A 25,071-nucleotide genomic window follows, 5' to 3' on the forward strand; every position below is an offset into this window, starting at 1 on the left:
ATGGAAAAATTTAAAAAAGCCACCAGAATCTCTGGTGGCTTTTTGTTTTTCTCATCTGTTAGGCTGGTGTGGACTTAAGCGGAGGTGGTCAAATAGCTGCTGGATGTGTCCTGATCCAGTCCGTAGGTTTTAATTAACTTGGCCACTTGCTCGAGGGCATTGCTTTGTTGTGTGCTGGTGCTGGATGGATTGCTGCTATCGCTGTTCTGGCTTTGTTGATACTCCATGGCTTCTTGCTGGGTTACCTTGCCATCGCCATTCGTATCAGCGGCCTCAAAATTACTGGCGACATTGTTCAGCAGTTCAGACAGCTTGCTGTCGTCGGTAGATGAAGCCATTTCCTGCATCTGGTCCTGTGTGAGGCCACTATCTTCCTCGTCTCCGCCCCGAGGCGGCGGTGGGCCGCCTGCGCCGCCCGGTGGGGGTGGGCCGCCTGGGGCGCCGCCAGTCTGGTTGCTGGCGCTCTGCAACTGGCTGAACAGGTTTTCGATTCCTTTTGTCAGCTCGCTTTTGCTGATTTTACTGTCGCCGTCCGTATCTATGCTGCTGACGAGGTCGCTGACCTCATCGCTGGCTTGGTCATCAGCCGATCCGCTCAGTGCTTTGCTTAAAGAGGTGGCATCAATCGTGCCCTGGTTAGAGGTATCTAGTTTGCTAAAGATGTTGTTGGTGATTTGACTGCTCACACTGCTTAAACTGATGCTGGTCATAGTGGTTCTCCCTTGGTGGTTCGCCTTTACATTGGTTTCGGCAGGCGCGTCTGCCTGTCAACTTTTTTAACGACTGGGTATGCCGCGCCTGAATGCAGGTTTTGTATCGGAGTGTATCGCTTTGTATCAATGCCTTAAATGTGACTGCACTCGGTTTCTGATTGCGGAATTTTCGTGCGCTGTGAGATAATTGAGGTTTGACCAAGAACAGGTGCCATGTGCTTGTTTTGTTTGGTTGTTTAATGTTTAAAGAGAGGGAGTCATGCCTGTAATCCGCTTGCCTGATGGGTCATCCAGAAGTTTTGAACAGCCGGTGACCGTGGCCGATGTCGCGATGAATATTGGCGCTGGTCTGGCGAAAGCCGCACTGGCAGGTAAGGTCACGTACACAGGTCAGGAAGCTAAACTGGTCGATACCAGTCATCTGATTGAGCAGGATGTAGACCTCGCCATCATTACCGATAAGAACGATGAAGGCCTGGAAGTGATTCGTCACTCGACCGCCCACTTGCTGGCTTATGCGGTGAAAGAGCTGTTCCCGGATGCGCAAGTGACCATTGGTCCGGTCATTGATAATGGCTTTTACTATGACTTCAGCTATAAGCGTCCGTTTACGCCGGACGACCTGGCAGCCATTGAAAAGAAAATGGCTGAGCTGGCGAAAAAAGACGAAAAAGTCGAGCGCAAGGTATTGCCACGTGATGAAGCTGTGGCTTACTTCAAAAGCATTAACGAGCATTATAAGGCCGAGATCATTGCCAGCATTCCAAGCAATGAGGACGTGTCTTTGTATTCTGAAGGCAGCTTCACTGACTTGTGCCGTGGCCCGCACGTGCCGAATACCGGCAAGCTCAAGGCGTTTAAATTAATGAAGCTGGCCGGTGCCTACTGGCGCGGTGACAGCAATAACGAAATGCTGCAACGCGTTTATGGCACCGCCTGGCGCAACAAGGATGAGCTGGAAGCTTATCTGCATATGCTGGAAGAGGCTGAAAAGCGCGACCACCGCAAACTGGGCAAACAGCTCGATTTCTACCATATGCAGGATGATGCACCAGGGATGGTGTTCTGGCATCCGCGTGGCTGGGTGATCTGGCAAGAGGTCGAGCAGTACATGCGCGCCAAATTTAAAGAGTACGATTACCAGGAAGTGCGTACACCTACCGTGCTGGATAAAACACTGTGGGAGAAATCCGGTCACTGGCAGAACTACCGCGACAATATGTTCGTCACGCAGTCTGAAAGCCGCGATTACGCAGTGAAACCGATGAACTGCCCTGGCCATATTCAGATTTTCAACAGCAGTTTGCACAGCTATCGTGATTTGCCGTTGCGTCTGGCAGAGTTCGGTTCCTGTCACCGCAACGAGCCTTCCGGTTCCCTGCATGGTCTGATGCGCGTGCGCGGCTTTACCCAGGATGATGCGCATATTTTCTGTATGGAGTCACAAGTCGAGGCTGAGGTAGCCGACTTTATCAAGATGTTGTACGAAGTGTACAAAGACTTTGGTTTTGATGATGTGATCGTCAAATTGTCTACCCGCCCGGAAAAGCGCGTGGGCACGGAAGAAGCCTGGGATATGGCAGAAACTGCCCTGGCCAACGCGATTAAAGCCAATGGCCTGGCATTTGAATATCAGCCAGGTGAGGGCGCATTTTACGGCCCGAAAATTGAATTTACACTTAAAGATTCGCTGGGGCGTATGTGGCAGTGTGGCACTATCCAGCTTGACCCCAACCTGCCTGAACGCCTGGGCGCGGAGTATGTGGCTGAAGATAACACGCGTCAGCGGCCTATCATGTTGCACCGCGCCATTGTCGGTTCTATGGAGCGCTTTTTAGGTATTTTGATCGAAAACTTTGCCGGTGCGATGCCGGTCTGGTTGTCGCCAGTGCAAGTCATGGTGCTTAATATTTCAGATAACCAGGCTGATTATGTCCGCCAAGTGGTTGAAAAATTGAAGAAAAATGGCATTCGATGCGATTTTGACTTGAGAAATGAGAAGATTACCTATAAAATACGCGAACACAGCTTGCAAAAGTTGCCATACCTCATTGTGGTAGGCGACAAAGAAATGCAAAATGGTCATGTGGCCGTACGTACCAGAAAAGGTGAAGATCTGGGTGTGATGTCGGTAGAGGCGTTTGTAGCGCTCCTGCAAGAAGACATCCAAAACCGGGTCTAATTTCGGGTATTCGTGCGGCTTTGTTTATTGTTAGGGGATTGTTATAGCTCAAGATAAAGATACACGCATCAATGGCGACATCACTGCGCCACAAGTGCGTTTGGTTGGTGTGGATGGCGAACCGTTAGGTGTGATGAGTCTCAAAGAGGCTTTTGCCAAAGCGGAAGAAGCTGATATTGATATTGTTGAAATTGCACCAAATGCCGCACCACCAGTGTGCCGTTTGATGGATTACGGCAAATTCAAATACGCTGAGAGCAAGCGTATGCACGAGCAAAAACTGAAACAAAAACAGGTGCAGATTAAAGAGGTCAAGTTTAGACCTGGCACTGATGACGGCGATTACAATATTAAATTACGCAATATCATCCGCTTTTTGGGTGATGGCGATAAAGCAAAAATTACCTTGCGTTTCCGTGGTCGCGAAATTACGCACCAGGAATTCGGCCTGGCGTTATTGAAACGCTTGGAAGCTGATCTGACAGAGCACGCATTGGTGGAGCAGTATCCTAAAATGGAAGGCCGCCAGATGGTGATGGTGTTGGCGCCAGCGAAGAAAGCTGTGCCTGTGGCCAAAAAAGCTGAAAAAACAGCACCAAGCGAAGAATAAGGTTTTAAGTAGTACAACAGTTTTTTGGAGTAATACGGCTAAATTGGCTGCCCAGTTACTCTCTATTCAACCTCTAAGGAGAAAAAAATGCCAAAGATGAAAACAAAGAGCAGCGCCAAAAAGCGCTTCAAGTTCTTGGGTAACGGTAAAGTGAAGCGTACACATTCTCACTTGCGCCATATTCTGACCAAGAAAACCACCAAGCAAAAGCGTAAGCTGCGCGGTACTTCCATTATTTCTGCGACTGACGTGAAACGCGTCCGCGCAATGATGCCAACACAATAAGGAGACCGACATGCCTAGAGTAAAACGTGGTGTCGTCGCACGCGCAAGACATAAAAAAGTTTTAAATGCTGCTAAAGGTTACCGTGGTCGTCGTAAGAACGTCTACCGTGTTGCCAAACAGGCGGTAATGAAAGCCGGTCAATACGCATACCGTGACCGTCGTCAGAAAAAACGTCAATTCCGCGCATTGTGGATTGCCCGTATCAACGCGGCAGCCCGTGAAGCTGGTTTGACATACAGCCGTTTCATGAACGGTCTGAAAAAATCTGCGGTTGAAGTTGACCGTAAAGTACTGGCTGATCTGGCCGTGTTCGATAAAGCTGCTTTTGCTAAATTCGTAGAATTGGCTAAAACAGGTTTAAGCGCCTAATCAGACCTACCAAAAAAAGAGGCTGCGGCCTCTTTTTTTATTTTAATGTGACTCAAAACTTAAAGAATACGCACGATGGCTGATCTCAATCACTTAATCGCAGAAGCCGCACAAGACTTTGCGGCTTGTCATGATGTTCCTGCACTGGAAAACGCCAAGGCCAAATACCTGGGAAAATCTGGCGCGCTGACCGAAGCCTTGAAAGGGCTGGGTAAATTGACTGCTGAAGAGCGTCCAGCAGCTGGTGCAGCGATTAATGTGGTTAAACAAGCCGTTGAGCAAGCCTTGAATGACCGCCGTGACAGTATCTTGGCCGCTGCACAAGCCAAACAGCTGGCGAGTGAAACCATCGATGTGACTTTGCCTGCGCGCGCGCAATCGACCGGTGGTTTGCATCCGGTGACACTCACGTTGCGCCGTGTAGAAGAATTGTTTCACTCAATTGGTTTCAGTGTGGCTGATGGCCCTGAAATTGAAACCGATTTTTATAATTTCACGGCGCTGAATATTCCGGACAACCATCCGGCACGTGCCATGCATGATACTTTTTACATTGATAGCGGTAATGACAGCATGGAGCACGTCTTGCGTACGCATACGTCGCCGGTGCAAGTGCATTACATGGAAAACAATACGCCACCGCTGAAAATTATTGCCCCTGGCCGTGTTTACCGCGTCGACTCTGATGCGACACATTCACCGATGTTCCACCAGGTGGAAGGGTTGTGGGTGGATGAACAAATTAGCTTTGCCAACCTCAAGGGCGTGGTGCAGGATTTCCTGCAAAAATTCTTTGAACGCGATGATTTGACCGTGCGTTTCCGCCCATCCTTCTTCCCGTTTACCGAGCCTTCAGCCGAAATGGATATGAGCTGGAATGGCGGCTGGCTGGAAATTGGTGGTTGCGGCATGGTGCACCCTGAGGTGCTCAAACACGTGAATATCGATAGTGATGAATACCGTGGCTTTGCTTTTGGCTTGGGCGTAGAGCGCTTGGCCATGTTGCGCTACGGCGTCAATGATTTGCGCCATTTCTTTAATAACGATTTGCGCTTTTTACAGCAGTTTATTAAATAATCCAGCCTCCACGCACTTTAAATACCGAATTAATACAGGGTTAGACACATATGCAGTTCTCCGAACAATGGTTACGTTCCATGGTGAATCCATCACTGGATACCGCGCAACTTGGTCACGCATTGACCATGGCTGGTCTGGAAGTTGAAGAGTTAACCCCAGTCGCCCCTGCGTTTAGCCATGTGGTGGTGGCGGAGATTCTGGAAGCTGCCAAACACCCGGATGCAGACCGCTTGCAAGTGTGTAAAGTAAAAGTCGGCGAAGAAATTCTGCAGATTGTCTGTGGTGCAGCGAATGCACGCGCGGGCCTGAAAGCGCCTTGTGCGTTGGTGGGGGCCGAGCTGCCAGGGATTCAGATCAAACAAGCCAAAGTGCGTGGCGTAGAGTCTTTCGGCATGATGTGCTCTGCCAAAGAGCTGGGCATTGCGACAGAAGCCAATGGTATTTTGGAGCTGCCAGCCGATGCGCCTGTTGGCCAGGATATTCGTGAATATCTGGCATTGAATGACAGCACGTATACGTTGAAATTGACGCCTAACCGCGCTGATTGTTTAAGCATTTTGGGCATTGCCCGCGATGTGGTTGCCATGACTGGCGCACCAATAACCGTGCCTGTGATTGAAGCGGCAGCTGTCAGCAGCCATCTTGCCAAAACCGTTACGTTAAATGCAGCAGACGCTTGCCAGGCTTATTATGGCCGCGTGATTGACGGTGTGAATGCCCAAGCCAAGACGCCCGATTGGATGGTGCGCCGTTTGGAGCGCAGCGGCATCCGCAGTATCAGTGCCTTGGTGGATATCACCAATTATGTATTACTTGAACTCGGCCAGCCTATGCATGCGTTTGACTATGCGCTATTGCAAGGCGAGGTCGAAGTCCGTTTTGCCAAGGCCGGTGAAAAACTGGCCTTGCTAAATGACACAGAAGTGACTTTGAAGGCAGATGATCTGGTGATTGCCGATGGCAATGGCCCGGTCGCACTGGCAGGCGTCATGGGCGGCAAACCAAGCTCGGTGACTGATGCCACACAAGCGATTTTCCTCGAAAGCGCTTTCTTTACACCTGATGTCATGGCGGGCAAAGCACGCCGTTTGGGTTTAAGCACAGACTCCTCTTACCGTTTTGAGCGTGGTGTAGATTTCGGTAATACCTTGAATGCGCTGGAGCGTGCGACAGCATTGGTGCTGGAGATTTGTGGTGGTCAGGCTGGTGCTGTGACCGCGGTGACTGCACAACTACCTGTGCGCAAGCAAGTTGCGTTGCGTCATGCTTATCTGCTGTCGATTCTGGGTATAGACGTTAGCCTGGTGCAAGTGGGTCAGTTACTGACGCAATTGGGATTTGTGTATACCGAAGCTAACGGTGTGTTTAATGTGAGCGCACCTAGCTTCCGTTTTGATATTGCGCGTGAAGAGGACTTGATTGAAGAGGTCGCCCGCCTGCATGGTTATGAGCATATTCCTGCACTGACTCCGGTTGCCCCGCAAGGCATGCTTGTGGCACCAGAAGCGACACGCAGCAAACACTGGCTGCGCGACGTGATGGTCAACCATGGCTATCAGGAAGTGGTGACTTATAGCTTTGTCGATGCCAACTGGGAGCGTGATTTATACGGTAACGCCCAGCCAATTGCGCTTAAAAACCCGATTGCCAGCAACCTGAGCGTGATGCGCTCCGGCTTGTGGGGTGGTTTGTTGGATGCGCTGGATTACAATCTCAAACGCCAGCAAACACGTGCCATGCTGTTTGAATTGGGCGCCCGTTATGAGAAGAGCGCGCAAGGCTTTGTTGAAACATTGACTTTGTCTGGCTTGGTCTACGGCAGTGTGCAGCCTGAACAATGGGCTGCAGAGGCTCGCGCTTTTGATTTTTACGATGCCAAAGCACATGTGGAGGCGCTATTTGCGCAACCGGTGCACTTTGCTGTTGAGCAACATCCTGCTTTGCATCCAGGCCAGTTAGCCCGCATTTACCTGGGTGACAAAGCGGTCGGTTGGTTAGGTAAATTGCATCCACAATGGCAGCAGCAATATGGATTAACCAGTGCCTGTTACCTGTTTGAGTTGGATGCCGATGCTGCATTGGCAACCCAGGTGCCTGCCTATAGTGAGGTCAGCAAATTCCTGCCGGTTCGTCGAGATTTAGCGATGGTCGTTGAGCAATCTGTATCAGCTCAAGCGATGATTGATGCAGTGATGAATGAGAACATTTCTCAGCTAAAACAGGTGAAATTGTTCGACGTTTATCATGGTAAAGGTGTGCCCGAAAACAAAAAAAGCCTTGCATTTCTTGTACTTATGCAAGATACTTGCAAGACAATGGTCGATGAGGAAGTGGATACCATCGTGGCAAAAATCCTCAACAACTGGTCATCCAAATTTGCTGCGTCACTAAGATAATATCATTGGGATCATCATTAGATAGTACCAAGGATAACAGTTGATACAACACAAGCATCTCGCATAATAAGAAGGTTCAGGGGATCGTTAATGACACTCACAAAAGCTGACTTGGCCGATTTGTTGTTTGAACAAGTCGGGCTGAACAAGCGTGAAGCCAAAGACATGGTGGAAGCGTTTTTTGAAGAAGTTCGCAATGCGCTGGAGCAAGGCGATAGCGTTAAGCTGTCTGGTTTTGGTAACTTCGAGTTGCGTACCAAATCCGAGCGTCCTGGCCGTAACCCGAAAACTGGTGAAGAAATTCCAATTTCTGCACGTCGTGTGGTGACTTTTCACGCCAGTCAGAAATTAAAATTACGCGTAGAAGAACACTACGCAGAACAACCATTACAAGCACAAGCCTGATCTGACTCCCAAACATGGTAGAAACGCAAAAAGTCACCTTGCCGCCTATCCCTGCCAAACGCTATTTCACTATCGGTGAAGTCAGCGAGTTGTGTGGGGTCAAGCCGCATGTCTTGCGTTACTGGGAGCAGGAGTTTACCCAGCTCAAACCGGTTAAACGCCGCGGTAACCGTCGTTACTACCAGCATCATGAAGTATTGCTGATCCGTAAAATCCGTGAGCTGCTCTACGAGCAAGGCTTTACCATTAGCGGCGCACGCAATCGACTGGATGGCGTAGATGAAAAAATGGACAAATCTCGGTCTGCCGCTGAGGTGTCCAGTGCAGCAACCACGAATACGTCGTCATTGATTGCCGAGGATGCCAAACTGCCGGTGGTCGATGTTGCCGCCCTCAGGGATCAAATTCAACAAGTACTTCAACTGTTAAAAGCCCCAGCCTGAACTGGCTCGCGCGCTGATAAAACCGCATATTCTGCTTAGCGAATATGCGGTTTTGTTTTATAATGCAGCCTTCTTTTTCGAGCAGGTTCCTGTTCGAGTCCAACGTCGGGGCGTAGCGCAGCCTGGTAGCGCACTTGCATGGGGTGCAAGGGGTCGTGTGTTCGAATCACACCGTTCCGACCAATCAAACATTTCTGTAGTTAATACGTATCCGCAGAAAAATCTGTTTCAGGGCGCTCTTGTACTCTTGGCCCATATCTACATTGATCTTGAATTACTAAATAAAACTGACGTCAGCCTGTGACCAGCAACATCACGGTCACTGGTCGCTACAATTCTGCTTAAATAGTCATATCTGGTGCGATTGCGGCAGCGATTTGTTGTTGAGTGCTGATGGTGCCAATATGGCGTGCCAATGCTTCGCTGAGGGGCATCGGGCGGTTTAAATAGAAACCCTGAGCATAAGCGACGCCCATGTCTTTCAGGCAGTCCAGCGTGGCTTCATCTTCGACGTATTCGGCAATGGTCTGGATTTCCATCGATTGCGCCACACTTTGGATGGCTTTGGCCATGGCAAGATCCACCTGGTTGCTGGTGATGTCTTTGACGTAAGCGCCATCCATTTTAAGAAAGTCGACTGGCAGGTGTTTCAAGTAGCTGAATGACGACATGCCGCTTCCGAAATCATCCAGCATAAAACGTGTGCCCATCTTTTGCAGTTCTTTAATCAGCTTGATCGTATTGTCGATGTTGATGATGGCTGAGGTTTCAGTGACTTCAAAGCAGACATGGCCAGGCGATATATCGTAGGTTTCGAAACAACTCTGGATGTAAGGCAGCAGTTGAGCGTCCCCTAAGGACATGCCGGACAGGTTGATGCTGACAATGAAAGGGTTGACGCTGGATTGCATTTTAAACAGCGGTTGTAGCGCCATGAAAGCATGCTGGATGACCCAGCGGTCAATCTTGGTCATCAGGTGGTAGCGCTCTGCCGATGGCAGGAATTCAGCCGGAGGGATGATGCCGCCATGTTCGTCGCGTTTACGGATCAAAATCTCATAAAAAGGCGGCAATTCTTTTTGTTGCAGCGGGAAAATGCCCTGGCAGTAAAGCACAAAATCATTGTGCTCAATGGCTTCATTAATGCGTAATACCCATTCCATTTCAACGTGGCGTTTGAGTAAAACGTCGTCTTCAGGATGGAACAGGTGGATCTGGTTGCGGCCATTATCTTTAGCTACGTAGCAGGCTGCGTCAGCATGGCGGGTGATTTCACCCACATCTTTTAAAGCGGTGGTGATTTCGACAATGCCGATACTGATGCCGGTTTGGAACAAGCGGCCTTCATGCATAAAGCGGAAAGTTTCAACCATTTGCCGCAGTTGCGCCGCAATTTCGATGGCTTTTTCGACCTGGCAGTAACTGAGTAACAGGCCGAACTCGTCGCCGCCCAGGCGTGCAAACGTGTCTTCTGCACGTATGCGCTGGCTGAGGATCATGCTGATCTGGCGCAGCATTTCATCCCCGGCCAAGTGGCCGCAAGTGTCATTGATGACGCGGAACTGGTCAAGATCCATGTAGCAGAATACATGATTGGCGCGGTGTTGTTTGACATCCTGCAACGCTTGTTGCAACCGTCTTTCCAGCTCTTGTCGATTGACCAGGCCGGTTAAGGCATCGTGGCGCGCCTGGTAGCGCAGCTGCGCTTGCGCGTCTTGAATGCGGTGACGCATATCAGCTTCGACATGCTGCATATCTCTTGATATTTGATTAATCGTACTTTGCAGCGACTGGATTTCCGGCAGAGTATTTTTGCCCTGGCTGACTTGCTGGCTACCGATGACAAAGCGTTTGAGGGCCGAGGTCATGTCTCGAATCGGCTGGCTGATTGAGCGGCTCACCCAGCTGACGAGGATGGAGCATAATATAAGTGCCAAGGTGATGTAGCCGACATTTTTGATAAACGCCTGGCGGTGATCTTCGATCAGCGAGCCTTTGTCGATGGCGACAAACACATATCCCAGCAAGCGGTGCGTGGATTCAGTTGAAAATACTTTCACCATGGTGATGTCATGCGTGTTTTGTTGCATGACGATGGTGTCTTGTTGCGGCAAGGTTTCGCTAATGTTGAAAGAGGTGCCAAGATTGGCGATGGCCTGATTATCCGCATCGGAAATAATCAGGGATAAATAGGGTTCCCGGTTAAGTTGGCTGGCTTTGAGCAACCGGCCGATATAGTCTTTGCTATGCAATTCAGTTTGATTATGTATCACCGCAGACAGAAATTTTGCGGTGGTCAGGGCGTGCTGGCTAAGCTTGTCTTCTTCCCGTTGCAGTTGTTCCTTGAAATCAAACAACAATAAAATACAGGATAACGCGAATACCGGTCCGATGACGAATAACAGTAATCTGGACTGGATACTTAAGTTTTGGAAGAAAGGCATGGATTCCAGGGAGTCTGTTTAAATTGAATCAGCAGGCATATACACAGGCTGGCAGCATTGCCATAGATTTCGATTCATGACATCCCCCCAGATTTCGTGTATAAGTCGCAATGATTATAGCAGTAACAATTTTCTTGGCTTGTAGCTTAAATGCGTCAAATTGTTAAGTTTTTTTATCATCAACCTAGTGTATTTGTTTTCGCATGATACAGCAAATTTATATCACAGATTACCTGTCTGATGCCGCTGCCCAGCCGGTTGAGATGATTCAATCCGTGATTGCGCAATGCCCGATGTTGCTAAAAGCACAATGGAAAGTCAGCCCGTTGCCGCCACTGCGCGCATTGTTCGATGTACTCGCCGTGCGTGAAGATAGTCCGTCTGATATGCCTGTGTCGGCCGTGCTGTCAGCCCGGCAGATGTGGCCAGCTCGCCCGTCATTTTGCTTGTTACCGGTGCATCTAGGGATGCGGCGGGATACATTTAGTTTGCAGGCGGTGGTGCCTTTGGCAGAAGCCGTCTACGCCGCATTGACTGAGCGTTTGCAAACACATTTTGCTGATGATTTTGTGATGCAGCAGGATAGCAGTCGCCGATTCTGGTGGGTGCAGCCTGTGCGCGACATGCAGGCACAGTGCAAATGGCCGCAGGATTGTTTGTATCAGCAGGCTTTTCAATGGCAACCACAAGGGCCGGATGCGGCGGTGATCAGGCAATGGAGCAATGAAATACAAATGCTGCTGCATCAGGCAGCGCATTCTGCTGAGGCTGCTGACTGGCCAACTGAATTAAACAGTTTATGGTTTGCCAGCGTCGGCGATATCCCCGCCTGGCAACATGAGTGGGATGCGGTTGCGGGACAGGGTGACGTATTCGACGGGCTGCAAGCCAGCACATTGCCGGCCATGCGGTCATTATCCATGGCAGCGATGCTGGCTGATGAACACATGCAGCAAGCGCTATGGATTGCAGACACATGGCAAACGTGTGATTGGCCCGCTTTATCAAACGCCTTACAGGCTGGTCGTATTTCAGCATTGAAACTGGTGTTGCCGTTTGCCGAGCGCAGCGTTGAAGTGCATTATAAAAAACAATTACGCTGGCAGTTTTGGCGAAAATCACCTGACCTCGAAACTTTATTGCAACAACTTGAAGCAACGCTGATGAGAAGCCACTAGCGGATAGTTGTTGCGGATAGTTGTTAATGACCCATGATGAACACAAGATGAAAATTCAGCAACGCGCTTATTCCGACACCACCTTTGCAGCCCTGCAAACGCAAGGCTTGCCACCCTTGTTAGCCAGGCTCCTGGCCGCAAGGTCGGTCACTGCTGAGGATTGGTCGTTGCAGGAAATGCCGCATTTGCTCAAGCCGGACGCCTTGACGGGCGCGGCTGACATGGCGAAACAATTGGCAGATGCCATTGCGCAGAAAAAACGTATTTTAATCATTGGCGATTATGATGCCGATGGCGCCACAGCCACCAGTGTCGCCATGCGTGGGTTGCGGATGATGGGTGCCGAGGTCGACTTTCTGGTGCCTAACCGCTTTGAATATGGGTATGGCCTCACACCTGAAATTGTTGCCTTGGCGGTTAAACAGCAGCCAGATGTGATTCTCACGGTGGATAACGGCATTGCCAGCATTGATGGCGTGGCTGCGGCGAAAGCACTTGGTTTGCAGGTGCTGATTACCGATCACCATTTGCCTGCCGAGCAAACGCCGGCTGCAGATTGTATCGTTAACCCTAACCAGCGCGGCTGTGATTTCCCGAGTAAACACCTGGCTGGCGTAGGGGTGATGTTTTATGTGCTGATTGCGTTGCGTGCCGAGCTCAAGCAACGTGGTCAATTAAGCGATGATGGCGTCCATCTGGGCAGCCTGCTCGACCTGGTGGCTTTAGGCACGGTGGCCGATCTGGTGAAACTGGATGCCAATAACCGCATTCTGGTCAGGCAAGGGCTCAAACGTATCCGGCAGGGCCAGGCTAGCCCAGGCATCCTGGCCATTTTAAAATTGGCCGGGCGTGATGCTTCGCAAGTGAATGCACAGGATCTGGGTTTTTATGTCGGGCCACGCCTCAATGCCGCAGGCAGGCTGGATGACATGACTATCGGCATTCGTTGTCTGCTGGCAGAAACACCGCAGGAGGCGATGCAATATGCGCAGCAATTGCACGTGTTGAATGCCGAGCGCAAGCAGATTGAAGCCGAGATGCAATGGGATGCGATGGCAGATTTGACGCAGGATTTTCGTGATGATCAATATACGATTAGCGTGTTCCAGCCGGATTGGCACCAGGGGGTTATCGGCATTCTTGCCTCGCGCATTAAAGAGCGGTTCCATCGGCCGGTGATTGCGTTTGCTGATGCGGGTGATGGCTTCATCAAGGGTTCTGGCCGCTCCATCGCTGGTCTGCATTTGCGTGATGCCCTGGATCTGGTCACCAAGCAGCAGCCTGACCTGATTATCAAGTTTGGTGGTCATGCGATGGCTGCAGGCCTCAGCATACGTGCCGATGATTTTTCCCGGTTTCAGCAAACATTTGAGCACGTGGTGCAAAGCCTGATCGATGCTGAAATCTTGCAGGAAGTACTGGAAACAGACGGTGCATTGGCCGCGCAAGAGATGACCATGCAAACCGCAGAAGCGATCGCAGATCAAGTGTGGGGCCAGGGCTTTCCGCAACCCGTGTTCTATGACACTTTTCAGGTGCTGCAGCAAAAGGTGCTGGGCGAGAAACACTTGAAATTACGCCTGCAAAAACAGCATCAGCAGTTCGATGCGATTTATTTTCAGCATGCCGAGTTTTTGCCTGAGCAGGTAGAGATTGCCTATGCCTTACAAGTGAATGAGTTTAATGGTGCGCGCAATTTGCAGTTGCAAGTCGTACACGCCGTGACCGCTTAAAGTGGGCCTCTGTGAGGCCTCTGGCTGCTAATTGCATTTAGCCTTAGAGTGAATGCCCTAAATACGGTAAAATACAGCCTTCATTCAAGAGGTTAAGCATGGCTCGCCCATTTAAATCCCCTAAAGCCACTTCTGCGACACGTCCCCCTAAAGCGCCCCCAGCCGCCCCGGTAGAGACGGTTGGCGATGAGGTGCCATCCGCATCGCGTTCCGGCCAGCGTTTACACAAGTTACTGGCACTGGCGGGCTTTGGCTCACGCCGCGATATGGAAACACTGATTGAAAGTGGCCGTATCACGATTAATGGCCAGGTGGCGCAAGTCGGTGCGGTGGTGGATGAGCATGACATCGTCCGTCTGGATAGCCGCATTCTGCATTTACCGTTTGAGGCTGAACTGCCGCAGGTATTGCTTTACCACAAGCCGGAAGGCGAACTGGTGAGCCAGGATGACCCCGAAGGCCGTGCCACCGTATTCGATAAGTTGCCGCGCATCAAACAAGGTAAATGGATTGCCATTGGCCGCCTGGATATGAACACCAGTGGTTTGCTGATATTTACCAACTCTGGCGAGCTGGCAAACCGTTTCATGCACCCACGCTACGAAGTGGAGCGGGAGTATGCGGTGCGTATTCTGGGCGAACTTAACCAGGATCAGATGGCTCAACTGACACAAGGCATTGAGCTTGAAGATGGCCCAGCCAATTTTGAGAGCATTTATGCCAGTGGTGGCGAAGGCGCCAATAAGTGGTATCAGGTAGTGATTAAAGAAGGCCGTAACCGCGAGGTGCGTCGTTTATTCGAGGCCTATCACTTGCCGGTCAGCCGCTTGATGCGTGTACGTTTTGGCCCGGTGGCACTGCCGCCACGCCTCAAACGTGGCACCATGCTTAAACTGGAGCAAAAACAGGTAGTCGCTTTGCTGGAGTGGGCAGGGTTACCTGTGCCACGTAAACCGCTCAAGCAATTGAGTCCACACGAAAAAGACCGTGCCACACGCGTGTTTGTGCCCAAAGTGCGTAAACAGCGCCGCAGCTTGCTGGAAACCGCGAATGCACCTGCCACGCCTGAGCAGCGCCCGGCACGCGCACCAACGGCCAACCGCCGCATTCGTCAGGAGTCAGATCTGCTACAGGCATCACGCCAGAATGCGCGCCTGAATACGGGCGCGAAGAAACGCAGTGATCGCGGACGTGGTTAAGCTGTTTCGAGTTATAAAAAAAGCACTTCTTTTGAAGTGCTTTTTTTTGTGGTTAACAGAGGCTACTCCGTTTATTCGATGTGCAAACCTGCTTCGACCAGGTCCTCTTTCGTCAGCATAAATACAAACTGGTCGCCTGCGCTGGTATCCAGCCAGGTGAATGGCAAGTCCGGATAAGCGTCGTGCAAAGCGTCGCGATTGTGACCAATCTCTACCACGAGTACGCCGCCATCATTTAAATAGTCAGCCGCTTGCGTTAATAAGGTGTGCGTATGATCCAGCCCGGCAATGCCGCTGCCCAGAGCCAGCTGCGGTTCCTGACGGTATTCCGCAGGTAATTCTGCCATGCTGGGCGCATCGACATAAGGTGGGTTACTGATGATGACATCGTATTTACGGCCTTTGAGCGCGGTAAACATATCAGATTGCACCGCTTGCACCTGGTGCTCCAATCCGTAGCGCTTGATATTGATATTGCTGACATCTATCGCATCTGGCGAAATATCTACCACATCAATATGCGCGTTAGGGAAGGTCTCTGCCAGCAATACACCCAGACAGCCGGAGCCCGTGCAAATGTCAGCTGCCGATTCCACCATTTCCGGAAACTCTACCCAAGGTTGCAGGCCATCTTCCAGCAGTTCTGCAATAAATGAGCGTGGCACAATTACGCGCTCGTCGACGTAGAATTTATAGCCGCGTAACCAGGCTTCATTCACCAGGTAGGCCGTTGGCGTATGCTCGGTGACGCGTTTTTCGATCAGGCTTGCCAAGTGCTGGCTCTCTTCTGTGGTTAAACGTGCATCGAGAAAATTATCCAGCGTATCATGCGGCAAATGCAGCGCACTCATGACCAGCCAGACAGCTTCATCGTAGCTGTTGTCGGTGCCATGGCCATAAAAAATATCAGAGTTTTCAAAACGGCTGACGGCATAACGCAGCCAGTCGCGGATAGTGTGTAAATTGCTTGTCATATTATTTTAGTAGTAAAAGTTCCATGGTGCGCTTATAGGTTTCTTTCAGCGGTTCAATATCTGCCACCGCGACACATTCATTCAGTTTATGGATGGTCGCGTTGAGCGGGCCGAATTCGATCACTTCTTTGCAAATATCGGCAATAAAGCGGCCGTCGGAGGTGCCGCCTGTGGTGGATAGTTCAGGGGTGACGCCATAGCTTTGCGTAATAGCCTGGCTGATGGCGGCTACCAGCTGGCCGCGTGGTGTGATGTAGGACTGGTTGTGTTCCCATTCCAGCGCGTAATCAAAGCCGTGGCTATCCAAAATGGCATGTACACGCGAACGCAGACTTTGTTCAGAGCTGCCCTGGCCATCGACCTCGGGGCAATAGCGGAAGTTAAACAGGATTTCGACCTCGCCTGGCACGACATTCGTTGCACCGGTGCCGCCATTCATATTGGAGATTTGCCACGAGGTTGGCGGAAAGTATTCGTTACCGCTATCCCACACGGTTTCCACCATGTCTTTGATTGCTGGAGCGGCCAAATGAATCGGGTTTTTGACCAGGTGCGGGTAGGCAATATGGCCCTGGATACCTTTGACCGTGAGTTTGCCAGACAATGAGCCACGGCGGCCATTCTTGATCATGTCACCGACCACTTTGTTGCTGGTCGGCTCGCCGACGATGCAGTAGTCAAAGGTTTCACCACGCGCTTGCAGCGCTTCAACCACCTTCACCGTGCCTTCAATGGCAATGCCTTCTTCATCTGACGTAATCAGCAGGCCAATCGAGCCTGGGTGGTCTGGGTGTGCTGCCACAAACTCTTCAATGCTGGTAATAAAGGCTGCCAGAGATGTTTTCATATCAGCTGCGCCACGGGCATACAGCATGCCATCTTTAATGGTTGGTTCGAACGGTGGCGTGTGCCATTGATCCAGCGGGCCGGTTGGTACGACGTCGGTATGTCCGGCGAATACGATCAATGGGCCGGTCGTGCCGCGGCGCGCATAAAAGTTATCTACCTGGCCAAAGCGCATACGCTCAATCTTGAATCCCAGCGGTTCCAAACGGGCAATCATGGTTTCCTGGCAGTCCGCATCTTCCGGCGTCAGCGAACGGCGTTTCAGGAGGTCAATGGCAAGATCCAGTGTTTTTGACATAGGCTTATTCTTTGGCAAACAGTTGGGCATAATCGGCTTCATTAAAGCCGAGGGCGACGATTTTGTCGTTGTTAACGACGATAGGGCGCTTGATCACCGAGGTTTTTTCTTGCATTAAAACCTGCGCAGAAGCAGCATCCACAACCGCATTTTTTTCGGCTTCAGTCAGGTTGCGCCAGGTCATGCCGCTACGATTCACCAGTTTTTCCCATGGTTGCTGTTGCAACCAGGATTGCGCGGTGGCATTGTCCAGCCCGAGTTTTTTAAAGTCATGGAATTCATAAGCAACGGCATGTTGCTCCAGCCAGTCGCGGGCTTTTTTGACGGTATTGCAATTAGGGATGCCGTATAGTTTCATGGCGGATAATCAGGTAAAAAGCTTATTTTACCAGCCAGAAGTGCGGGCGTTGCAATTTATTGTTGCAACAGCGCTTGCTTTAAAACAGGCTTTGCGTGGTCGACTTCAACTGTAGTTCACTGAAGACGTCAAACAGGAATTTTTGCTCAACTGGCTTGGAGAACAGGAAGCCTTGCATTTGGTCGCAACCGATGCTGACCAGGGCTTTGCGCTGGTCTTCGTCTTCCACGCCTTCTGCCACAACATTCAAGTCCAACGCGTGCGCCAGTTTAACAATGGCTTCTACAATTAGCAGTGCCGTATTGGAGGCTGCTACCCCTTTGGTCAGGGTGCGGTCGAGTTTGACTTCGCTGATTTCGAGGTCTTGCAGATGCGTGAGGCTGAAGGGGTGCAGGCCAAAGTCATCCAGCGAGATTTTGAGGCCTTGCTGCTTAAAGTGGCGCAAGGTTTCCTGGAATTGCGCCTGGTGATGGATGGCATTGGTTTCTGAGACTTCCAGGATCAGATTGCGTGCTTCGACTTCATGTTGCTCAAGAATCGACTGTATGAGTGAGCTGAGTTGTTTATTGCGGAATTGCTGGTTGGACATATTGACCGAAATACTCAAGTCTATGCCACGTTCACGTGCCTGTTTGATGGTGCTACAGGCTTGCGAAATCACCCAGGCATTGATTTCTTCAATCATGCCAAAGCGCTCGGCCGCTTCGATGAAATTGTTAGGCGAGAGCAGGCCGCGTGTTGGGTGTTGCCAGCGCAAGAGGGCTTCTGCACCATGCACGATACGCGTCAGAGCATCGACTTTTGGTTGAAATAGCAACCTGAACTCTTGGTGCGTAATGGCTTGTTTGAGCTCCACGCGCGTTTGCTGCATTTCATCTGATGCTTGCTCAATTTCAGCATCAAAGAAACGATACTGGTTTTTGCCGTTTTCCTTGGCTTTATACATTGCTGCGTCAGCATTTAATTTGAGTTTTTGCAGATTGCCATCCTGCGGATACATGGAAACGCCAATGGAGCAGGAGATTTCGATGACGTGGTCTTCGATAATGAAAATCTCACGCAAGGCATCCACGATACGTTGTGTTACGGTGACCACGCTTTGGTGGTTCTCGATTTCGCTGAGTACAGCAATAAACTCATCGCCGCCGGCGCGTGCGACATAGTCACAATTGCGGATGGCATTGCTGATGCGTTTGGAAACTTCAATCAGCAACAGGTCGCCGATGTGGTGGCCAAACTGGTCGTTGACCGGTTTGAAATGGTCGAGGTCGATATACGCTAATGCCAGCGACTCGCCATTGCGGTCACAGCGTTTGGCGCTGATGATCAGATGCTGGTTCAAGGCATCGCGGTTAGGCAGGTGTGTGAGCGGGTCGTAGGCCAGAAACTTTTTGTTCACAGTCTGCGTATTGCGGAATGTCAGTTTGCTTTGTGTGATATCGACATTGCGCTCATAGAAAATCACCAGGATAAACGAGGTGATAAATAGCAGCACCGGTACCAGCACCAGTAACAGCATGAGGTAGTTGCCTGTCTGGTCAGTTGGCTGGCTGAGTAGCATATTGTTATGCACGATGCTCAGGTTAATGGCAGTGTGCGAGGCGAGGAAGCCCAGCGCAATTTCGACCGAAAACATCCATTTCAGGCGATGCAGCGCTTTGCCTTCGTAACCTTTCAGCCAGAGGATAGTCACAATCGCCAGTGCCGAGGTCAGGCAGGCGAGAAATAGCGCGAATAATGCGGTCCAGGTGTCAATGCGGATATTGATGGCACCAGCACTGATCTGAAAGAAGTAAGATAGTAAATAGCCGCTGACGCCTGCCGCCAAGGAGGCATACAGCAAATCGCGCAGCGGCAATTTCTTTTTGTTAACGGTTTTGAGTAAAGACAGTGACAGCAGGTAAGCGCACAGCAGGCTGCCAATGAAATCGACCGGATGTTGAGTGATTTTGGGAAAGTTATCTGCTGCGAGTTGGTAACCGGCATGCAGCAGGAAAATGCCAGCAGCGGTGAGTGCAGCGTATTTTTTGAGCAAGGCATCATGATCTTTTGCCGCGGCGATACGCAGATTGTCTACGAGCTTAAATGCAAAAAAACATCCAATGACACTGGATGTGAAGAGCAGCAAAATAAGCATGTGAGTTGGGATCATAAAAGTTGCACGGTCATTGTGATTGTTAGTGGTGTGACTCTACTGCGTTTTGTTTCTTGCCTGCTGACTCTCCGTCCTTTAACACTCCGAATAACATAAAACGATGATCGACAACCCTATATCGAATATCGTCAGGTGAGAATCACTCTTAATATCGCCCCGTCCTCTACATAACTTGAGGGACGGAATCCTTTTAAGGCGTGATTCCCAATACGCCTGGCGTTTAAGCCTTTAAATGCCGCGTAATAATTCGTTGATGCCTACTTTACCCAAGGTTTTGGCATCGACTTTTTTCACGATCACTGCGCAGTACAAGCTATATTTGCCATCGCTGGATGGCAGGTTGCCAGACACGACCACTGAACCTGCTGGAACGCGGCCAAAGTGGATTTCACCAGTTTCGCGGTCATAAATTTTGGTTGATTGACCAATATATACGCCCATGGAGATCACGCAGTTATCTTCAACCACCACACCTTCAACCACTTCTGAACGGGCACCGACAAAGCAGTTATCACCAATAATGGTTGGGCCCGCTTGTACTGGTTCCAGTACGCCACCAATGCCAACGCCGCCGGACAAGTGTACGTTTTTACCAATTTGCGCGCAGGAACCGACAGTCGCCCAGGTGTCGACCATGGTGCCTTCACCGACATAAGCACCGATGTTGACGTAAGAAGGCATCAATACTGCATTCTTGGCGATGAATGAGCCTTTACGCACGATGGCATTAGGCACCACGCGGAAACCGCCTGCCTTGAAGTCTTCTTCAGTGTAGTTGGCAAACTTTGGATCTACTTTGTCAAAGTAGCGTGTCACGCCGTCATCCATCAGATAGTTGTCTTTCAGGCGGAAAGACAATAAAACGGCTTTTTTGATCCACTGATGGGTTTCCCATTGCTGGGTATCGCCAATGCGGGTCGCTACACGCAATTTGCCTGCATCCAGGTCATCCAGCACAGAAGCCACGGTGGCTTTGATATCGGCTGGTGCATTGGCCGGGTTGATGTTGGCGCGGTCTTCAAAAGCCGCTTCAATAATGCTTTGACGTGGATCCATGATGTTCTCTTGTTCGATTAAATAGTTCGGTTGAATAACAGTAAACCCGAAATTTTAACCTAATTTTGACGGGTCAGGGGCCGCAGATGTCAGGCAGCCCCTGCCAGCAAGAATTTATTTATTTTTGGCAGCGAGATAGAGCGGCATGACTTTAGGCGCTAACGCTTGCAGGTCTTTGATGCGGTTTTCGCTGGAAGGGTGGGTGCTGAGAAATTCAGGCGGTGCTTCTTTGTTGGCTGCCATCATTTTTTTCCATAAGCTCACCGCTGCCTCCGGGTTGTAACCAGCGCGTGCAGCCAGCTCCAGCCCCATGCGGTCAGCTTCACGTTCCTGTTCGCGGCCGTTAGGCAGTGAGAATAGCAACTGGCTGCCCATGCCTGCGCCCTGCGCGGCCATGCTGCCAGCCGTACCACCGACAAAGGAGGCGAGTGCCTGCAGGCCAAATTGTTGTACATACGCTTGTGACATGCGTTCACGGCCATGTTCGCGCAACGCATGGGCAATTTCGTGGCCAATCACTGCGGCTAGTTCATCATCTGTGGCATTCAGCTTCTCGGCCAGGCCGGAAAACACCATGATTTTGCCACCTGGCATGCAATAGGCGTTGAGCTGGTCATTCTTTTCGACATTGACCTCCCATTTCCACTTGGCAGCATCCGGTCTGAATACGCCGACCTGGGCAATCAGGCGGTGAGAAATCGTCGTCACGCGATTCAATAATGGTTTATCTGCATTCAGCGTACTTTTCTTTTGCGCCTCTTGCAGCGTTTGGGTGTAGGACTGCGCAGACATTTTGTCCACGGTGGCAGAAGGTAATAGCAATAACTGGCTGCGTTGTACGCCAGAGACGCTGTTGTTGGTGGTGCTGGCGCACGCGGTGAGCAATGCACACATCACGGCGACTGAAATGGTTTTTAAGTTAAACATATGTTCCCTCACTCGTTGCAATCATGCTTTATCGTATGGCTTGCATGATCCGTTGACACCAATCGGTCGCAACATCACCTAGCAAGCTAAAAAGCGTATTTTACGCCCGGATTGTTAACTTTAGTTTGCAATCTTTTGAATTTAGATTTTAACTTGTGAGCCCAGTTCAACCACGCGGTTAGGCGGTAATTTAAATTGGTTGGTGATGGTTTCCGCGGTACGGAACAAACCAATAAAAATCTTTTTGCGCCAGAACGCCATGCCCGGTTTGTCTGAGGCAATCAGGCTTTCCTTACCGACAAAGAACGAAGTGTCCATGGTATCCAGCGTCAATCCTAATGGCTCGGTGAGTACCAGGTCTCTAGGTAAGTCAGGTTCGTCCATATAGCCGTAGCGCAGCGTGACACGATAAAAGCCGTACGGTAACGCTTCGACGGCAACGCGCTCTTCCTGGCTGGTATAAGGGTAGTCTTCAAAACGCACCGTCAGTATGACCATGGTTTCATGCAGCACCTTGTTATGCTTGAGGTTATGCAGCAAGGCATGCGGTACGCCGTCCGGGTTAGGCGTCATGAATACCCCCGCGCCATTAACGCGTGCTGGTGGGTGCGCACCAATGGCCTGAATAAAGGGAATCAGTTCCATAGACTCTGATTTGAGGATGCCATACAACAATCTGCGGCCAGTTTTCCAGGTGCGCATCAGGGTGAAAATAATCAGGCCAATCAGTAGTGGTACCCAGCCACCATCCGGAATCTTGAGGATATTGGCGGCAAAGAAGGACAAGTCAATGACCAGGAACAGGGTGATCAGGCAGGCTGTTTTCAGTTTGCTCCAGCCCCACAGGTGGTGAAAAACCACGGCTGCTAGCAAGGTGGTGATCACCATGTCACCTGTCACTGCAATGCCGTAAGCGGCGGCTAAATCGCCAGAACTGCCAAAAATAATCACCAGGCCCATCACAGCCACCATCAGGCCCCAGTTAACGCGCGGCATATACACCTGGCCCTCGGTTTTTTCTGAGGTATGCGCGACGTGCATGCGCGGAATAAAGCCGAGTTGCAGCGCCTGGCGTGACACTGAAAACGCGCCGGTAATCACGGCCTGTGAGGCAATCACTGTTGCCAATGTGGCCAGGATGATCAGCGGGAACAATGCCCAGTCTGGTGCCAGGTGATAAAACGGGTTTTGGATCGACTCTGGTTCTGCCAGAATCAGTGCGCCTTGCCCAAAGTAGTTACAGATCAGGGCAGGTAGTACAAACAGGAACCAGGCCAGCCGAATGGGCTTGCGGCCAAAGTGACCCATGTCGGCGTACAGTGCTTCGGCACCTGTCACGGCCAGTACCACTGCGCCTAGCGCAATAAAGGCAATTTTCGGTTGGGTATAAAAAAACAGGAAAGCGTAGGCGGGGCTCAGGGCTTTGAGGATTTCTGGATGGTGGTTGATATTGATGACGCCGAGAATACCCAGCACGGCAAACCAGGTCAGCATCACTGGGCCGAAAAAAGCACCGACGACGGCGGTGCCTTTGCTTTGTGCCCAAAACAGTACAAACAGCACGCATAGTGTAATTGGCACAATCCAGTTATCTAGCTGTGGTGCGGCGACTTCCAGCCCTTCAACAGCAGATAGTACCGAGATGGCTGGGGTAATCATGCCATCCGCGTAAAACATGCAGGCACCGACAATGCCCAGCATCATGATGCGCTTTCGCTGTTCAGGCTCGCCACCGGCATAACGGCTGGCCAGTGACAGCAAGGCCATGATGCCGCCTTCGCCGCGGTTATCTGCCCGCATAATAAACGCAACATACTTGAAAGAAACGATCAGCAAGAGTGCCCAGGTGATCAATGACAAGATGCCGTATACATTATCTTGTGTCAGTAACAGTGGGTGATGGCCAACTGCAAAGACTTCTTTCATGGTGTAAAGGGGGCTGGTGCCAATATCCCCGAAAACGACGCCTAGCGCGGCGAGTGCCATGGTGTGGAGCGCCGTTTGCTGATTTTTTGTATGGTCCATTGTGTGAACAGCTGAAGACAAGCAATGATTATCGGTTAATTCTAAAACTTCACCAATGACTTTGACACAAATAATCTGTCAGTAAGTGCCTTTAATTTGTCAGTGGGTGCCTTTGTGGACGATTGCATGAAAAGCCTGCTGGTCAGAAGCCTTGTTTTTTCAGTCACCACTTTTTTCAACCATGACTTGTGCCTGACCATGATGCAGTGTTAATTGCAGGCGTTCGCCTATGGTGAGCTGGCTGGTGTCTGTCACGGCGATGCCATCTTGTTTTTGCACAATGGCGTAGCCACGTGCCAGCACCTGATGCGGGTTAAGTTGTTGCAAGCTGGTGGCCAAATATTCCAGCCTGCGCTGACGTGCTTGTAAATATTGTTGCATGCCCAGTTTTAAGCGATGTTGCCATTGTTGCAATGATTGTTTCTGCTGCTGCAGTTGCTGTGCAGGGGAAATCAGGCGGCGCGACAAATAGTCCAGTGTTTGTGATTGTTGACGCAACAATGATTGCATGGCACGTATCAGGCGTTGTTGTGATTGCGCTACTTGCTGGCGTAATTGTGATTGATCCGGGCAAGCCAGTTCGGCCGCGGCCGTCGGTGTGGCTGCGCGCAGGTCTGCCACAAAGTCGGCAATGGTAAAGTCAGTTTCATGGCCCACACCGCTGATGGTGGGCAAGCGGCAGGCCGCCAGCGCCCGCGCCACGATCTCTTCGTTAAATGACCATAAATCTTCAATGCTGCCGCCACCGCGGCAAACCAATAAAGTATCGACCTCCTGGCGCTGGTCGGCCAGTTGAATCGCTTGTGCAATCAGCTCTGCCGAGCCTTTGCCCTGTACCGGTGTCGGGTAAATGATTACCCCCATGCCTGGGTAACGCCTGCGGATGGCGGTGAGCACATCACGCAAGGCTGCTGCGTCGGGTGAAGTCACCACGCCTATGCGTTGCGGATTAGTAGGAATGGCTTTTTTGCGCGACAGGTCAAACAGGCCTTCGGCTTGCAAGCGTTGTTTTAATTGCTCAAACGCTTCATACAGCCTGCCCATGCCTGCTGGCTGCATAAACTCAATTGTCAGTTGAAAATCACCACGGGCTTCATACAGGGTGACTGTTGCGCGCGCCTCTATCAGGTCACCTTCGCGCGGCATACTGCCAACCAGGCTGTTACGGCCTTTAAACATCACGCAGCGCACCTGGGCGCGATCATCCTTCAGCGAGAAATACCAGTGGCCACTGGCTGCGCGCGTGAAATTGGAGATTTCGCCGCTGATCCAGAATAGCGGAAAGCTGGTTTCCAGCAGCTCTTTCGTCAGCCGCGTCAAGTCGCTGACATTCAAGATTTGTTTAAAAGGCGTCGATAACAAGTTGGTCATAGCCCCGCATTATCCAACAGCAG

General features: G+C 50.8%; 21 protein-coding genes and 1 tRNA gene. 12 read left to right on the forward strand and 10 right to left on the reverse strand.

What is annotated here, in order from left to right:
* Positions 1 to 74 precede the first annotated feature (74 nt).
* The gene (locus B3355_RS01670) at positions 75 to 710 is read right to left on the reverse strand and encodes an EF-hand domain-containing protein (RefSeq protein WP_292779613.1); all 636 of its coding nucleotides are present in this window, start codon (positions 708 to 710) and stop codon (positions 75 to 77) included.
* A gap of 262 nt (positions 711 to 972) precedes the next feature.
* Between B3355_RS01670 and thrS the strand changes: the two genes are divergently transcribed.
* From thrS to B3355_RS01715, 9 genes are all read left to right on the forward strand, one after another.
* The gene (gene thrS, locus B3355_RS01675) at positions 973 to 2,895 is read left to right on the forward strand and encodes a threonine--tRNA ligase (RefSeq protein ID WP_292779615.1); all 1,923 of its coding nucleotides are present in this window, start codon (positions 973 to 975) and stop codon (positions 2,893 to 2,895) included.
* 43 nt (positions 2,896 to 2,938) lie between these two features.
* A complete protein-coding gene (gene infC / locus B3355_RS01680) occupies positions 2,939 to 3,505 on the forward strand; it encodes a translation initiation factor IF-3 (protein ID WP_292779887.1) in 567 nt (188 codons plus the stop codon).
* Between the two features lie 87 nt (positions 3,506 to 3,592).
* A complete protein-coding gene (rpmI, locus tag B3355_RS01685) occupies positions 3,593 to 3,790 on the forward strand; it encodes a 50S ribosomal protein L35 (RefSeq protein WP_019881750.1) in 198 nt (65 codons plus the stop codon).
* Positions 3,791 to 3,800: 10 nt separating this feature from the next.
* Positions 3,801 to 4,160 (forward strand): 50S ribosomal protein L20, encoded by a 360-nt coding sequence (rplT, locus tag B3355_RS01690; RefSeq protein ID WP_019881751.1) that lies wholly within the window; start codon positions 3,801 to 3,803, stop codon positions 4,158 to 4,160.
* A gap of 75 nt (positions 4,161 to 4,235) precedes the next feature.
* On the forward strand, positions 4,236 to 5,237 hold the full coding sequence (gene pheS / locus B3355_RS01695; RefSeq protein WP_292779624.1) for a phenylalanine--tRNA ligase subunit alpha: 1,002 nt from the start codon (positions 4,236 to 4,238) through the stop codon (positions 5,235 to 5,237).
* 50 nt (positions 5,238 to 5,287) lie between these two features.
* Positions 5,288 to 7,636, forward strand: a complete 2,349-nt coding sequence (pheT, locus tag B3355_RS01700; protein WP_292779626.1) for a phenylalanine--tRNA ligase subunit beta — start codon at positions 5,288 to 5,290, stop codon at positions 7,634 to 7,636.
* A gap of 90 nt (positions 7,637 to 7,726) precedes the next feature.
* Positions 7,727 to 8,041 carry an integration host factor subunit alpha gene (locus B3355_RS01705; protein ID WP_018985782.1) on the forward strand — a complete coding sequence of 105 codons (315 nt, stop codon included), beginning with the start codon at positions 7,727 to 7,729 and terminating at the stop codon, positions 8,039 to 8,041.
* Positions 8,042 to 8,055: 14 nt separating this feature from the next.
* Complete coding sequence (locus tag B3355_RS01710; RefSeq protein WP_047514228.1) at positions 8,056 to 8,484, forward strand: MerR family transcriptional regulator; 429 nt, start codon at positions 8,056 to 8,058, stop codon at positions 8,482 to 8,484.
* 106 nt (positions 8,485 to 8,590) lie between these two features.
* Positions 8,591 to 8,667: transfer RNA gene (locus B3355_RS01715), tRNA-Pro, on the forward strand.
* Positions 8,668 to 8,825: 158 nt separating this feature from the next.
* Here B3355_RS01715 and B3355_RS01720 read toward each other — a convergent pair.
* Positions 8,826 to 10,928, reverse strand: coding sequence for a putative bifunctional diguanylate cyclase/phosphodiesterase (locus B3355_RS01720; RefSeq protein WP_047514225.1), 2,103 nt, complete (start codon positions 10,926 to 10,928; stop codon positions 8,826 to 8,828).
* Between the two features lie 203 nt (positions 10,929 to 11,131).
* Here B3355_RS01720 and B3355_RS01725 point away from each other — a divergent pair, with 203 nt between their 5' ends.
* The 3 genes from B3355_RS01725 to rluB all read left to right on the forward strand — a co-directional run bounded on the left by B3355_RS01725 (position 11,132) and on the right by rluB (position 15,038).
* On the forward strand, positions 11,132 to 12,106 hold the full coding sequence (locus B3355_RS01725) for a hypothetical protein (RefSeq protein ID WP_292779633.1): 975 nt from the start codon (positions 11,132 to 11,134) through the stop codon (positions 12,104 to 12,106).
* Positions 12,107 to 12,153: 47 nt separating this feature from the next.
* A complete protein-coding gene (recJ, locus tag B3355_RS01730; protein ID WP_292779635.1) occupies positions 12,154 to 13,839 on the forward strand; it encodes a single-stranded-DNA-specific exonuclease RecJ in 1,686 nt (561 codons plus the stop codon).
* Between the two features lie 98 nt (positions 13,840 to 13,937).
* Positions 13,938 to 15,038, forward strand: coding sequence for a 23S rRNA pseudouridine(2605) synthase RluB (gene rluB, locus B3355_RS01735; protein WP_019881759.1), 1,101 nt, complete (start codon positions 13,938 to 13,940; stop codon positions 15,036 to 15,038).
* A 71-nt stretch (positions 15,039 to 15,109) separates the two neighbouring features.
* On the opposite strand, the gene prmB is transcribed toward rluB, so the two are convergent.
* From prmB to xseA, 8 genes are all read right to left on the reverse strand, one after another.
* Positions 15,110 to 16,012, reverse strand: coding sequence for a 50S ribosomal protein L3 N(5)-glutamine methyltransferase (gene prmB / locus B3355_RS01740; RefSeq protein ID WP_019881760.1), 903 nt, complete (start codon positions 16,010 to 16,012; stop codon positions 15,110 to 15,112).
* A 1-nt stretch (position 16,013) separates the two neighbouring features.
* Positions 16,014 to 17,156 (reverse strand): succinyl-diaminopimelate desuccinylase, encoded by a 1,143-nt coding sequence (gene dapE, locus B3355_RS01745; protein WP_292779639.1) that lies wholly within the window; start codon positions 17,154 to 17,156, stop codon positions 16,014 to 16,016.
* Positions 17,157 to 17,160: 4 nt separating this feature from the next.
* Positions 17,161 to 17,514 carry an ArsC family reductase gene (locus tag B3355_RS01750; RefSeq protein WP_019881762.1) on the reverse strand — a complete coding sequence of 118 codons (354 nt, stop codon included), beginning with the start codon at positions 17,512 to 17,514 and terminating at the stop codon, positions 17,161 to 17,163.
* Positions 17,515 to 17,593: 79 nt separating this feature from the next.
* Positions 17,594 to 19,549 carry a putative bifunctional diguanylate cyclase/phosphodiesterase gene (locus B3355_RS01755; RefSeq protein ID WP_292779641.1) on the reverse strand — a complete coding sequence of 652 codons (1,956 nt, stop codon included), beginning with the start codon at positions 19,547 to 19,549 and terminating at the stop codon, positions 17,594 to 17,596.
* Positions 19,550 to 19,897: 348 nt separating this feature from the next.
* Positions 19,898 to 20,725 carry a 2,3,4,5-tetrahydropyridine-2,6-dicarboxylate N-succinyltransferase gene (gene dapD / locus B3355_RS01760; RefSeq protein ID WP_292779643.1) on the reverse strand — a complete coding sequence of 276 codons (828 nt, stop codon included), beginning with the start codon at positions 20,723 to 20,725 and terminating at the stop codon, positions 19,898 to 19,900.
* A gap of 114 nt (positions 20,726 to 20,839) precedes the next feature.
* Positions 20,840 to 21,652 (reverse strand): M48 family metallopeptidase, encoded by an 813-nt coding sequence (locus B3355_RS01765; protein WP_019881767.1) that lies wholly within the window; start codon positions 21,650 to 21,652, stop codon positions 20,840 to 20,842.
* A 141-nt stretch (positions 21,653 to 21,793) separates the two neighbouring features.
* On the reverse strand, positions 21,794 to 23,677 hold the full coding sequence (locus B3355_RS01770; RefSeq protein WP_024929736.1) for a potassium transporter Kup: 1,884 nt from the start codon (positions 23,675 to 23,677) through the stop codon (positions 21,794 to 21,796).
* Between the two features lie 159 nt (positions 23,678 to 23,836).
* Entirely contained in the window at positions 23,837 to 25,048 is a 1,212-nt protein-coding gene (gene xseA, locus B3355_RS01775; RefSeq protein ID WP_292779647.1) for an exodeoxyribonuclease VII large subunit, read from the reverse strand.
* Positions 25,049 to 25,071: the final 23 nt, after the last annotated feature.

The organism is Methylophilus sp. UBA6697 (assembly GCF_002454655.1).
GTDB lineage: Bacteria > Pseudomonadota > Gammaproteobacteria > Burkholderiales > Methylophilaceae > Methylophilus.

Bases quoted from the DNA above. Each gene is read 5' to 3' on its own strand.
- pheT (WP_292779626.1), top strand. From the start codon at position 5,288: ATGCAGTTCTCCGAACAATGGTTACGTTCCATGGTGAATCCATCACTG.
- B3355_RS01765 (WP_019881767.1), bottom strand. From the start codon at position 21,652: ATGTTTAACTTAAAAACCATTTCAGTCGCCGTGATGTGTGCATTGCTC.
- rplT (WP_019881751.1), top strand. From the start codon at position 3,801: ATGCCTAGAGTAAAACGTGGTGTCGTCGCACGCGCAAGACATAAAAAA.
- xseA (WP_292779647.1), bottom strand. From the start codon at position 25,048: ATGACCAACTTGTTATCGACGCCTTTTAAACAAATCTTGAATGTCAGC.
- dapE (WP_292779639.1), bottom strand. From the start codon at position 17,156: ATGTCAAAAACACTGGATCTTGCCATTGACCTCCTGAAACGCCGTTCG.
- B3355_RS01770 (WP_024929736.1), bottom strand. From the start codon at position 23,677: ATGGACCATACAAAAAATCAGCAAACGGCGCTCCACACCATGGCACTC.
- B3355_RS01750 (WP_019881762.1), bottom strand. From the start codon at position 17,514: ATGAAACTATACGGCATCCCTAATTGCAATACCGTCAAAAAAGCCCGC.
- prmB (WP_019881760.1), bottom strand. From the start codon at position 16,012: ATGACAAGCAATTTACACACTATCCGCGACTGGCTGCGTTATGCCGTC.
- pheS (WP_292779624.1), top strand. From the start codon at position 4,236: ATGGCTGATCTCAATCACTTAATCGCAGAAGCCGCACAAGACTTTGCG.
- B3355_RS01725 (WP_292779633.1), top strand. From the start codon at position 11,132: ATGATACAGCAAATTTATATCACAGATTACCTGTCTGATGCCGCTGCC.
- rluB (WP_019881759.1), top strand. From the start codon at position 13,938: ATGGCTCGCCCATTTAAATCCCCTAAAGCCACTTCTGCGACACGTCCC.
- dapD (WP_292779643.1), bottom strand. From the start codon at position 20,725: ATGGATCCACGTCAAAGCATTATTGAAGCGGCTTTTGAAGACCGCGCC.
- rpmI (WP_019881750.1), top strand. From the start codon at position 3,593: ATGCCAAAGATGAAAACAAAGAGCAGCGCCAAAAAGCGCTTCAAGTTC.
- thrS (WP_292779615.1), top strand. From the start codon at position 973: ATGCCTGTAATCCGCTTGCCTGATGGGTCATCCAGAAGTTTTGAACAG.
- B3355_RS01705 (WP_018985782.1), top strand. From the start codon at position 7,727: ATGACACTCACAAAAGCTGACTTGGCCGATTTGTTGTTTGAACAAGTC.
- B3355_RS01720 (WP_047514225.1), bottom strand. From the start codon at position 10,928: ATGCCTTTCTTCCAAAACTTAAGTATCCAGTCCAGATTACTGTTATTC.
- recJ (WP_292779635.1), top strand. From the start codon at position 12,154: ATGAAAATTCAGCAACGCGCTTATTCCGACACCACCTTTGCAGCCCTG.
- B3355_RS01710 (WP_047514228.1), top strand. From the start codon at position 8,056: ATGGTAGAAACGCAAAAAGTCACCTTGCCGCCTATCCCTGCCAAACGC.
- B3355_RS01670 (WP_292779613.1), bottom strand. From the start codon at position 710: ATGACCAGCATCAGTTTAAGCAGTGTGAGCAGTCAAATCACCAACAAC.